This window comes from Streptomyces sp. NPDC005811 (genome assembly GCF_040630405.1).
Classification (GTDB): Bacteria; Actinomycetota; Actinomycetes; order Streptomycetales; family Streptomycetaceae; genus Streptomyces.
The window spans coordinates 148,218-158,462 of record NZ_JBEXXK010000024.1; the positions used below are offsets into that span (position 1 = coordinate 148,218).

Annotated in this window: 17 protein-coding genes and 1 pseudogene; 14 read left to right on the forward strand and 4 right to left on the reverse strand. The window is 73.2% G+C overall.

The annotated features are described in order from the left end of the window. Window positions 1-7: 7 nt before the first annotated feature. Window positions 8-1,162 (reverse strand): histidine kinase, encoded by a 1,155-nt coding sequence (locus ABZ490_RS25875; RefSeq protein WP_358994318.1) that lies wholly within the window; start codon window positions 1,160-1,162, stop codon window positions 8-10. Window positions 1,163-1,272: 110 nt separating this feature from the next. On the opposite strand from ABZ490_RS25875, the gene ABZ490_RS25880 reads away from it, so the two are divergent. From ABZ490_RS25880 to ABZ490_RS25890, 3 genes are read left to right on the forward strand one after another with little or no spacing between them, the layout of a single operon-like run. Beyond that, window positions 1,273-2,211 (forward strand): ATP-binding cassette domain-containing protein, encoded by a 939-nt coding sequence (locus tag ABZ490_RS25880; protein ID WP_358994321.1) that lies wholly within the window; start codon window positions 1,273-1,275, stop codon window positions 2,209-2,211. Continuing rightward, window positions 2,208-2,939, forward strand: coding sequence for an ABC transporter permease (locus tag ABZ490_RS25885; protein ID WP_358994323.1), 732 nt, complete (start codon window positions 2,208-2,210; stop codon window positions 2,937-2,939). The genes ABZ490_RS25880 and ABZ490_RS25885 overlap by 4 nt, the downstream gene beginning before the upstream one ends. Before the next feature lie 57 nt (window positions 2,940-2,996). After that, the gene (locus tag ABZ490_RS25890; protein WP_358994326.1) at window positions 2,997-3,371 is read left to right on the forward strand and encodes a hypothetical protein; all 375 of its coding nucleotides are present in this window, start codon (window positions 2,997-2,999) and stop codon (window positions 3,369-3,371) included. A gap of 142 nt (window positions 3,372-3,513) precedes the next feature. Here the strand turns inward: ABZ490_RS25890 and mug are convergent, their stop codons facing one another. The 3 genes from mug to ABZ490_RS25905 form a co-directional block, all read right to left on the reverse strand. Next, the gene (gene mug, locus ABZ490_RS25895; protein ID WP_358994381.1) at window positions 3,514-4,068 is read right to left on the reverse strand and encodes a G/U mismatch-specific DNA glycosylase; all 555 of its coding nucleotides are present in this window, start codon (window positions 4,066-4,068) and stop codon (window positions 3,514-3,516) included. Then, the gene (gene purB / locus ABZ490_RS25900) at window positions 4,065-5,507 is read right to left on the reverse strand and encodes an adenylosuccinate lyase (protein WP_358994329.1); all 1,443 of its coding nucleotides are present in this window, start codon (window positions 5,505-5,507) and stop codon (window positions 4,065-4,067) included. Before purB ends, mug begins: the two co-directional genes overlap by 4 nt. Before the next feature lie 131 nt (window positions 5,508-5,638). Then, complete coding sequence (locus ABZ490_RS25905) at window positions 5,639-5,860, reverse strand: hypothetical protein (RefSeq protein WP_358994332.1); 222 nt, start codon at window positions 5,858-5,860, stop codon at window positions 5,639-5,641. A 249-nt stretch (window positions 5,861-6,109) separates the two neighbouring features. On the opposite strand from ABZ490_RS25905, the gene ABZ490_RS25910 reads away from it, so the two are divergent. From ABZ490_RS25910 to ABZ490_RS25960, 11 genes and pseudogenes are all read left to right on the forward strand, one after another. Continuing rightward, window positions 6,110-6,547 carry a hypothetical protein gene (locus ABZ490_RS25910; protein WP_358994335.1) on the forward strand — a complete coding sequence of 146 codons (438 nt, stop codon included), beginning with the start codon at window positions 6,110-6,112 and terminating at the stop codon, window positions 6,545-6,547. Continuing rightward, on the forward strand, window positions 6,544-6,957 hold the full coding sequence (locus ABZ490_RS25915; protein ID WP_358994338.1) for a hypothetical protein: 414 nt from the start codon (window positions 6,544-6,546) through the stop codon (window positions 6,955-6,957). The genes ABZ490_RS25910 and ABZ490_RS25915 overlap by 4 nt, the downstream gene beginning before the upstream one ends. Then, window positions 6,954-7,100, forward strand: coding sequence for a hypothetical protein (locus tag ABZ490_RS25920; protein ID WP_358994340.1), 147 nt, complete (start codon window positions 6,954-6,956; stop codon window positions 7,098-7,100). The genes ABZ490_RS25915 and ABZ490_RS25920 overlap by 4 nt, the downstream gene beginning before the upstream one ends. Further along, window positions 7,097-7,624: a hypothetical protein gene (locus ABZ490_RS25925; protein WP_358994343.1), complete on the forward strand. Its 528-nt coding sequence runs from the start codon at window positions 7,097-7,099 to the stop codon at window positions 7,622-7,624. The genes ABZ490_RS25920 and ABZ490_RS25925 overlap by 4 nt, the downstream gene beginning before the upstream one ends. Further along, on the forward strand, window positions 7,621-7,839 hold the full coding sequence (locus ABZ490_RS25930; RefSeq protein WP_358994346.1) for a hypothetical protein: 219 nt from the start codon (window positions 7,621-7,623) through the stop codon (window positions 7,837-7,839). Before ABZ490_RS25925 ends, ABZ490_RS25930 begins: the two co-directional genes overlap by 4 nt. Then, complete coding sequence (locus ABZ490_RS25935) at window positions 7,836-8,213, forward strand: hypothetical protein (RefSeq protein WP_358994348.1); 378 nt, start codon at window positions 7,836-7,838, stop codon at window positions 8,211-8,213. The genes ABZ490_RS25930 and ABZ490_RS25935 overlap by 4 nt, the downstream gene beginning before the upstream one ends. Next, on the forward strand, window positions 8,210-8,407 hold the full coding sequence (locus ABZ490_RS25940) for a hypothetical protein (protein WP_358994351.1): 198 nt from the start codon (window positions 8,210-8,212) through the stop codon (window positions 8,405-8,407). Before ABZ490_RS25935 ends, ABZ490_RS25940 begins: the two co-directional genes overlap by 4 nt. Beyond that, window positions 8,404-9,006: pseudogene (locus ABZ490_RS25945) on the forward strand (DUF2637 domain-containing protein); the annotation flags it as partial. The gene ABZ490_RS25940 and the pseudogene ABZ490_RS25945, both read left to right, overlap by 4 nt. A gap of 422 nt (window positions 9,007-9,428) precedes the next feature. Then, complete coding sequence (locus ABZ490_RS25950) at window positions 9,429-9,599, forward strand: hypothetical protein (protein WP_358994354.1); 171 nt, start codon at window positions 9,429-9,431, stop codon at window positions 9,597-9,599. After that, window positions 9,596-9,922 (forward strand): hypothetical protein, encoded by a 327-nt coding sequence (locus ABZ490_RS25955; RefSeq protein ID WP_358994357.1) that lies wholly within the window; start codon window positions 9,596-9,598, stop codon window positions 9,920-9,922. The genes ABZ490_RS25950 and ABZ490_RS25955 overlap by 4 nt, the downstream gene beginning before the upstream one ends. Before the next feature lie 95 nt (window positions 9,923-10,017). Then, window positions 10,018-10,203: a hypothetical protein gene (locus ABZ490_RS25960; protein ID WP_358994359.1), complete on the forward strand. Its 186-nt coding sequence runs from the start codon at window positions 10,018-10,020 to the stop codon at window positions 10,201-10,203. The last annotated feature ends 42 nt before the right edge of the window (window positions 10,204-10,245 follow it).

Here is a 10,245-nt window from a genome sequence, read left to right on the forward strand (position 1 = left end):
GCGTAGATCAGCGCAGCGGCAGCTCCGCGCGCACCTCCCAGTCGCCCGCGTCCGGCCCGGTCGAGGCGTGTCCCCCGAGCAGGGCCGCGCGCTCACGGATCCCGCGCAGCCCGCTGCCCCGCCCGGGGCCCGCCATGCCGGCCGGCAGCGGGTTGCGCACCTCCAGCCGCACGGTGTCCCCCACGACGCCCACCCGCACCCGCACCGGGACGGCTCCCGCGTGCCGCAGCACATTGGTCAGCGCCTCCTGGAGGATCCGGTAGCCCTCCCGGGACACCGGCCCCGGCACGGTGTCCAGCGGGCCGCTCAGCTCGGCGTCGACCTTCGCGCCGGACACCCGCGCGGACTCCAGGAGCCGGCCGGCCTCGGCGAGCGTGGGTCTGCCGCTCACCGGACGCTCCGACTCGCGCAGCACCCCGAGCACCCGCTCCAGATCCTCGAGCGCCGACCGCCCCGTGTCCTCGATCGCCGCCAGCGCCCGGTCGGTGAACTCCGGGTCGCCGGCCGCCCGCGCCGCGCCCGCCTGCACCACCGCCACCGTCAGGGCGTGCCCGAGGGAGTCGTGCAGTTCCCGCGCGATACGGGTGCGCTCCAGCAGCTGCTCGGTCCGCTCCTCCAGGGCGGCGAGCCGCTCGGCGGCGGAGGGACCGAGGAGGGCCCGGGCGGCCGCGGTGACCACCCGGCCGAGGCCGACCACCGCGCCGTACAGCGCGCACAGGGGCAGGGGGGCGAGCAGCGCCCAGGCCCAGTGGCCGGGGGCGTCCCGCACGAGCGGTATCGAGTCGTCCGGGTGGCCGAGGGCGGCGCGGATCAGTTCGTAGCAGAGGACGGGCAGCCAGACACACGCGAACGTCGTCACCGCGCCCAGCAGCAGGCGCACTTCGAGCCACACCACCGTGCGCAGCCGGTCGCGCCAGGTCGCGGCGGGGGCGACCGAGAAGCCGGAGCCGGCCTCGCCGGGCAGCAGCAGCAGCCGGGCCTGCACCCCCTCGCCCCGGCGCACCCCCGGGATCAGCCCGACCGGGACGAGCAACAGCGCGGGCACCCACGGCCGGTGCGGGTCGATGAACATCCAGAGGCTCACGACCAGCATCGGCACCCACAGGTGCAGCAGTCGTGTGTACGTCGTCCCCCGCAGCAGCGGGCGCAGCGAGCGGCCCATGCGGACAAGCCTGCCAGCCCCCACCGACAACGGACCTCCCCCGAGCGGGGGAGACGCTCTCCCCGTCCGGGGGAGGCCCCGCACCCCGGCCGGCGGCCAGAGTCGTGGTCATGACCAGCATCGACGTCCACGACCTCACCAAGGAGTACGGCACCCGGCGCGCCGTCGACCGGCTCACCTTCCGGGTCCTGCCCGGCCGGGTCACGGGCTTCCTCGGCCCCAACGGCGCCGGCAAGTCCACCACCCTGCGCCTCGTCCTCGGTCTCGACCGGGCGACCTCCGGCACCGCCACCGTCGGCGGCCGGCCCTACGTCGGCCTCCCGCACCCCCTGCGCCGGGTCGGCGCCCTGCTCGACGCCCAGGCCGCGCACGGCGCCCGCACCGGCCGCGACCACCTCCTCGCGCTCGCGGCGAGCAACCGCGTCCCCGCCCGCCGGGTGGACGAGGTCCTCGCGGAGACCGGCCTCGCCCCCGCCGCCCGCCGACGGGTGCGGACGTACTCCCTCGGCATGCGCCAGCGCCTGGGCATCGCCGCCGCCCTGCTCGGCGACCCCGACGTGGTCCTGCTCGACGAGCCGTCCAACGGCCTCGACCCCGAGGGCATCGTCTGGATCCGCGGACTGCTGCGCGGACTGGCCGCCGAGGGCCGCACGGTGCTGGTCTCCAGCCACCTCATGAACGAGACCGCGTCCTTCGCCGACCACCTCGTCGTCCTCGGCCGGGGCCGTCTGCTGGCCGACACCCCGATGCGGGACTTCATCGACGCACGCGTGCACCCCCGCGTCCGCATCCGTACGACGGACCCCGCCGCCCTGCGGGCCGCACTCGCCCGGCACGGCCACGAGGCCGTCGAACACCCCGAGGGGCACTGGACCGTGGCCCACGCGCGCGTGGACGACATCGGCCCACCGCTCTCCGCGGCCGGAGTCCCCCTGCTCGAACTGACCACGGAGGAAGGCACGCTGGAGCAGGCCTACCTCGATCTCACCGCCGCCGAAGCGGAGTTCGCGGCCCCGCGGACCCGTCGGCACCAGGAGGCCCGACCATGACCCTCGCGGACTTCACGCCCGTGCTCCGCTCCGAGTGGATCAAGATCCGTACGCTGCGGTCGCAGACCGGTGCCCTGGGCGCGGTCCTGCTCGCCACGGTGGCCTTCTCGGCGCTGGCCGGCGCCGACACCGACGGCCCCGCCTCCGACCCCCTCTTCTCCGTCTTCTTCGGGGTGAGCTTCGGCCAGATCGCTGCGGTCGCCTTCGGCGCGACGGCCGTGTCCGCCGAGTTCCAGGGCGGTGCCCTGCGGGTGTCGCTGGCCGCCGTACCGCGGCGGGGCCGCTGGTTCGCCGCCAAACTGACGGCGATCGCCCTGCCGGTCCTGGCCGTCGGTCTGCTCACGGGACTGACGACCCTGGCGGTGGGCAGCGCGACGCTGGGCGACCGGGCGGAGACCCCCGGCCCGACCGACGGCCTGCGCGCCGTGACCGGCTGCGCCCTCTACCTGACGCTGATGGCCCTGCTGGCCGCCGGACTGACCACCGTCCTGCGCAGCGGAACGGGGGCGCTGGGCATCCTGATCCCGTTCCTCCTCGTCGTGTCCTTCGTCGTCGGTGACCTGTCCGGCAATGCCGCCGACTTCCTGCCCGACCGGGCCGGCCAGGTGGCGCTCCACACCCGCTGGGACGGCAGCCTCGGGCCCTGGACGGGGCTCGCGGTGACGGCCCTGTGGGCGGCCGCCGCGGTCGGGGCGGGGGCCTGGCGGCTGCGGCGCCGGGACGCCTGAACGGAGTGCGGGACTGACGGGCCACCAATTGTCAGTGGCGGCCGGTTTACTGGACCCATGGACATCGAGAGATTGCTCGCCGGTCCCGGCGACCGCACCGCCGCCTTAGCGACCAGCCATGGTCTCAGGGCGGCGGACGCAGCGGTGCGGGTCGCGGAGGCGGCGCGGTTCCACGAGGAGAGGGAGGACCTGGCCGGGGAACTGACGCGCAGATGGGGAGCGCCGGAGCACATCGGCCTGCAGACGGTACGACTGCGCACCGCGGCCGAGGAGATACCCGAGCCCTGGGCCGAACTGAGCCTGCGCGTCGCGGACGTGTACCTCTGGCAGCCCGCCGGACAGGGCCGCTGGATCGCCCTGGGCGTGGCCGACCTCGACCCGGACGACGAGATAGAACTCCTCCTCGTCGTCACCGAGACCGACCCGCCCTGACGGCAGCACACGTCCCGGCCGCCGAGCCCGCCGCCGTCAACCACGCGCCGCCGCCCCCTGCACCGCCGAGCCCCGCGCCACCCCACCACACGCCACCAATCGCTGCGCCGCCCCAAGCCCCGCGCCGCCCAGCCGGCGCCGCTCAGTCCTCTGCCGCCACCCGCAGCCGGGCGAACTCCTCCGCCATCGTCGCCGCCGTCCAGTGGGCGTTGAGTCCGCTGGGATTCGGCAGCACCCACACCCGCGTCCGCCCGATCAGCCGCTCCTGCGGCCCCACCGAGGCCTTACGGTCCTCGAAGGCCGCCCGGTAGGCGGTCACCCCGACCACCGCCAGCCAGCGGGGCGCCAGCCGGGTCACCTTCTCCGTCAGCAGCCGCCCGCCCTCGCGGTACTCCTCGGCGCCCAGCTCGTCGGCCCGCGCGGTCGCCCGCGCCACCACGTTCGTGATCCCGAGGCCGTACGCCAACAGCTCGGCCTGCTCCGCGGGCTTCAGCAGTCTCGGCGTGAACCCGGACAGATGCAGCACCGGCCAGAAGCGGTTGCCCGGACGGGCGAAGTGGTGGCCGGTCGCGGCGGTCATCAGCCCCGGGTTGATCCCGCAGAAGAGCACGCGCAGACCGCCCGCGACGACATCCGGTACGAGACGGTCGCGGGCGGCCTCCAGCTCCGCCGGGGTGAAGCGGGGCGGGGGTGTCAGAGGATCGCCCCGGGGGTGTAACCGGCCGCCTCCGGACGCTGCTTGACGATCTCCTCGATCCGGCCGACGACCACGGCCACCTGCGCGGCCGCCGCGCCGGTGAAGGACAGCTTGTCGGCCATCAGGGCGTCCAGCTCGGCGCGGTCGAGCGGCAGGCGCTCGTCGGCGGCCAGCTTGTCCAGCAGCTCGTTGCGCTCGGCGCCCCGCTCGCGCATCGCGAGGGCGGAGGCGACGGCGTTCTCCTTGATCGCCTCGTGCGCGAGCTCACGGCCCACGCCCGCGCGCACCGCGCCCATCAGCACCTTGGTGGTGGCGAGGAACGGCAGGTAGCGGTCCAGCTCCCGGGCCACGACCGCCGGGAAGGCGCCGAACTCGTCGAGCACCGTCAGGAACGTCTCCAGCAGACCGTCCAGCGCGAAGAACGCGTCCGGCAGGGCCACCCGGCGCACCACCGAGCAGGACACGTCGCCCTCGTTCCACTGGTCGCCCGCCAGCTCCCCGGTCATCGACGCGTAACCGCGCAGGATGACCATCAGGCCGTTGACGCGCTCGCAGGAGCGGGTGTTCATCTTGTGCGGCATCGCCGAGGAGCCGACCTGGCCGGGCTTGAAGCCCTCGGTCACCAGCTCGTGGCCCGCCATCAGCCGGATCGTCTTCGCGAGCGAGGACGGCGCGGCGGCGAGCTGGACCAGCGCGGTCACGACCTCGTAGTCCAGCGAGCGCGGGTAGACCTGGCCCACCGAGGTGAAGGCCTGCGAGAAGCCCAGGTGACCGGCGATCCGGTCCTCCAGCTCGGCGAGCTTGCCCGCGTCGCCGCCCAGCAGGTCCAGCATGTCCTGCGCCGTCCCGACCGGGCCCTTGATCCCGCGCAGCGGGTAGCGGCCGAGCAGCTCCTCGACCCGGCCGTACGCCACGAGCAGTTCGTCGGCGGCCGTCGCGAAGCGCTTGCCGAGGGTGGTGGCCTGCGCGGCCACGTTGTGCGAGCGGCCGGCCATGACCAGCTCGCCGTACTCGCCGGCCAGCTTGCCCAGCCGGGCCAGCACGGCCACCGTGCGGTCGCGGATCAGCTCCAGCGAGAGACGGATCTGGAGCTGCTCGACGTTCTCCGTGAGGTCGCGGGACGTCATGCCCTTGTGCACCTGCTCGTGCCCGGCGAGATCGTTGAACTCCTCGATCCGCGCCTTCACGTCGTGCCGGGTGACCTTCTCGCGCTCGGCGATGGAGGCCAGGTCGACGGTGTCCAGGACCCGCTCGTAGTCGGGGATCGCCGCGTCCGGCACCTCGATCCCGAGGTCCTTCTGGGCCCGCAGCACGGCGAGCCAGAGCTGACGCTCCAGCTTCACCTTCTGCTCGGGCGACCAGAGCGTGGCGAGCTCGGCGGAGGCGTAGCGTCCGGCGAGGACGTTCGGGATGCGGGGCTTGGCGGGCGCAGAAGTCACGTGTACGGAGTTTACCCGGCGTCCATGGCGGTCCGTCCTGTCCGTCCAGCTGATGAGAGCCCAGGTCACAGGCGCTCCGCGCGGAATCCCCGCGCGGAGTCCGTGAGACATCTGTGAGACGTAGCGGGCTCTCACTCTCCGCCCGTCGCGTGTTCATCTCCCGGGTCGCCGGCCAACACGATGCGGCGGATCTGCTGGCGCGTGTAGCCGGTCGCCTCACAGATGTCCTTCTGCGGCACGTTGTCGGCAGCCGCCTGCCTGATCGCCACCGCGAGCTCTTGCCGCAGGATCTCGGTCCGCTTCTCGGAGTCGCGGAATCGCTCCGTCAGCTGCGTCAGTGATCGCTTGTCCATGGCACATAGTGTTCCATCCGTCATCATGGAACATGACGTTACTCAGAATAGGCAAGAATGACTAGGTCCAAACCCTTTGACAGGGAACACGATGTTCCCCAGGGTGGGGTTGTCGGCAAGGGAGACCAGCCGACAACGCAAGCGGCCCCCGCCGGTGTTAGCGCACCGAACGAGGGCCTACGGAACCACCTGCGTCAACAGGGAGAACCGATGCTTCACCTTCTCACGTCCCCTCGTACCGCCCGCACGGTGCGTGGCCTGATTGGCTCGCTGGTCGAGTCCGCGGCCGATGCCATCCGCTCGATCGCACCCACCGCCGAGCAGGCCGGCGAGACCCTCGCCGCCGACCCGGCCGACGTCTACGGCATCGACGAGATGCCCGAAAGCACCGCCATCGAGGCCGCCGCCGCCGACTACGACGACGCCGCCGACGCGGCCCGCGCCGCCGACAGGGCGAAGCGCAAGGCCCGCAAGCTCCTCGACCGCCTGCCCGCCGGCCGCTACGGCCAGTGGCTCATCCGCCGCGTCGAGTCCAGCCGCGAGACCCCCGACCTGGTCGCCATCCGCGCGACGTATGAGCGGCTCGGCCTCGGCGACGTTCCGATGCGCAGGGTCGCCCCGAGCCTCAAGGTCGAGCGCGTCACCGTCGTGGCCGACACCGAGATCCTGGCGGGGGTGGCCGCGTGATCACCCTCACCAAGAAGCCGCGCCCGGGCGTCACCGACGAGCAGCGCATCACCGCCCTCGCCGCCGCCGTCTACGTCGCCAGCCAGGTGCACGCCGAGGCACTCAAGCACGCCGACCCGGCCGCCACCCTCGACGACATCGCCGACGCCCTCCCAGAGGTCATGCCCGAGGTGTTCCAGACCATGGGTACCGCCCCCGACGTGGCTGCGGTCATGCTGCCCGAGGTCACCGACCGGGTGTGGGCGTACACCGTGATCGAGCACGCCCGCGCCGACGTGGACCCCGGCTACCGGTACGTCCTCGACATCCTCGTCGACGGCCTGAAGAAGGGCGGGGACCCGGCCACCGTCCGGGCCGACGTCCGCCGCATCGGCAGGCAGCTCGCGGACCTGTCCGGCGGTGCCGCGTGACCGAGTCCACCGAGACGGCCCGCCCCGTGCGGGCCGTCCCCGGCCGCCGCCTGATCGCCGCCGGGGTCATCAGCCGCCGCATCGACGTCCGTATCACCGAGGCCGGTGTCACCGGCGTCCTCCGCAAGGGGGCGCGTCGATGAACAAGACCTGCTCGAGCATCTCCGCGCTCGCCGCCCAGAACTCCGAACTGGAGGCCGCGATCCGCACGGCGCAGAAGATGCTCGCCGCTTACGGCGACCCCGCCGGCTTCGACATCGACCAGTACGCCCGCGGCTACGGCGCGCTCTCAGAGTCGTTGCGGATCCTGCTGCGGGCGCTCGACGCCGAGCCGGCCGCCGAGGTCGTGTCTCCAATTGGAGACACCGCGCCCCGCTGCCCGGCCGCGCACCCCGAGGACCGCACCCCGTGCGGCGGCCCGGTCGCCGTCACCGTCCTCGACCGCCACAACGCTGGCGCGAAGGGGTGCGAGCACCACGGCGCGCGTCTCCTCGCCAGCCTCGACGGCGCCCGGGTGTACGCCCTGCCCGACGCCCCCGACGGTGCCGCCATCCGCGTGTTCAAGGACGCGGGCAGCATCCGGCCGTTCCCGTGGGTGGCCGGCCCCCGTACCCGCGACGAGCAGCTGTCTCGCGACGAGGTCCGCAAGCGGGGTGAGCGCCCGTGAGTAGCAGCCGCAGGCCCCTGCACACCTACGACGGCGGCATCCCGGTCCCGCAGAGCGTGGCCGCCGAGCTGGACATGGCCGCCGCGACGCTCGCCGAGTCCGCCGACGCCGACATCTTCAACGACCAGGACATGATCCGGTCCGCGGTGGCCCTGCGGATCCGTCTGCGCGGCCTCGCTGCTGCGGTCCGCGCCGAGCGGGGTGAGCAGCAGTGACCGAGCCCCGCACGATCACCCTGCCCACCGCCGACGCGGGAGACGTCACCCTCCCCTGTCCGGCCTGGTGTGCCGGACACCAGCATCACGACCCCGAGTCCCTGCGCGTCGACCTCGTCCATGCCGGCCCGGCCGTCGACTGCACGCACCTCGGCGCCGACCTGTTCTCCGCCGAGATCGTGCAGTCCCCGTTCGCGGAGACCAGCACCCCGCTCCTCGGCGGCCGCACCCCGGGCGTGTCCGTCTACCCGCTCGCGCGGACCCTCGACCCCGTCCAGCTCTACGACCTGGCCGCCGCCCTCGACACCTACGCCGACCGGCTCCGCACCCTCGCCGACCAGCTCACCGCCGTTCTCGGGGGTGAGGAGCGGTGACCGTCCGCTACCCGGTCCGCCGTCCGACCGAGGCCGCTGCCCTTGCGGCGGTGGCCCGGTCGCCCCGGCGCCTCCCGCCCGTCCCCGCCCTCATGGCCGCGCTGCTCGACGCAAACGAGCGCCGCGACCGCGAAGGCACCGTTCTGTGCGCCCACCTGGTGGTGCGCGCCTCCGAGCCCGAGGTGGGCGAATGATCCGCAACCCGTCCCGAGCCCTGGCCATCGCCGCCGGACTCGTCATCATCGCCCTCACGGCCGCCGCGTTCTGGCTGTCCTACGCCCACTTGGCCGAGGTCGCCCGCGCCCACGGCATGCAGGACAAGCAAGTCCGCGCCTGGGCGTGGCCAGCCACCCTCGACCTGTTCATCGTCGCCGGCGAGTTGCTCATGCTCCGCGCCGCGCTCGGGCAGAAGGTCGACGGCTGGGCGATCGGCCTGACCGTCGCCGGATCCGGCGGCTCGATCGCGTTGAACGTGGCCGGGGTCGGCGGGAACGCCGAACTCCTCGACTACGTGGTCGCCGCCGTCCCGCCCACGGCCGCGCTCCTTGCGTTCGGCGCCCTCATGCGGCAGATCCACCAAGCCCTCGCCGGACGCACCGGCACGGCCGCCAACCGTGGGGATATCGCCACGGTTGCCGAGGACGCCGAGGCGACCGCCAGTCGTGGCGATATGACCACAACTGACGACCGGCATGGTGCAGAGGACCACGCGACCGTTGCTCAGAGGGCAACGGTTGCCGAGCCGCCCGTCGGGGCGGCACGCCCGGTCCCCGAGGTGGTCCCGTCCGGTGCCCGCATGCTGCCGATCGTGGCCCGGCCGGAGCCGGGCGAGGTGACCACCGGTCAGCCTCTGCTGCGGCACTGGTGGGACAACACCGTCGAGCGCTCCGCCCCCGTCGTGAAGCCCGAGAAGGTGGTCATGCCGCCGACCCCGGACACGGCCGTCTGGGACGTGACCAAGGCCTACGACTTGCGGCAGAAGGTGACCGCCTCGGCGGCTGAGATGCCGCGCCAGGTGGTCACCGAGGTGGTCACCCTCGCCCCCGGTGAGCTGCGTCGAAGGGCGTCGAAGCTGAACCGGGAGCTGGTCACCTCGACGGGCAGGCCGGTGACCATCGACCGGCTCCGTGAGGAGTACGGCCTCAGCCGTCGCGAAGCGGCCGAGCTGCGCCGCGAAGTGGTCACCTTGGCCCTGTTCACCGGGGAGGCCCGGCCGTGAAGCCGATCATCTACGGCGCCCTGCTCGGCGTGCTCTGGCTGACCACCGGCCTGCCGCTCACGGCCCCGGTCGCGGTCCTCGCCGCGTTCGTCCAGCCGGTCACCGTCGCGTTCGCCGCCGGCCTGCTCGCCGCCGCGCCCGCACGCCGTGGGAGGTGGACCAGGTGACCGAGAGAGACCCGCTCGCCAAGGCGGAGGCCGCCGTCCGCGCGGCCGAGACGGACACCGTCGCCGTACAACTCGCCCTGGCCGCCATCGAACTCGCGAAGACCGCGACCGCCCAGCAGCACACGCAGCAGCCGGCGTGCCAGCACCAGCAGCCCAAGTCCGGCCGCACCGCCGGGGAATGGCTGGCCATCGGGGGCGCCGTGTGCGTCGGCTCCGTGGGCGCGGCGTTCGCGTCGCTGGCCCTGGCCATCCTCGGCGGCTGCGCCGCGATCGTCGCGCTGATCCTGCGGGACCTGTGGCGCGACATGCAGAAGAAGCGCTGACCTGCCCTTCCGTCCTCCGCCAGGTGTCTGGTTTCCGGACACCTGCGGGGGTGCGGTGGGGCTGGACAGCCCGGCCCACCACCGAGAGGAACCCCGTGAACGACGAGTACGACGACTACAGCAACGACGACGTGTTCAGCGCCTCCGAGCTGGCCGAGATGGACCGCGACGCCGAGTTCCGGATGGACGCCGAGGACGACGCCCGCAACACCGCCGAGATCAAGGCGGAGGAGTCTGATTCGAAAATCCAACCTTCCCGCAGGTCACCCCGCTTCCGCTGATTGGAGGGACACTTGATAACCGAGCATGTTGAGCTGGCTGAC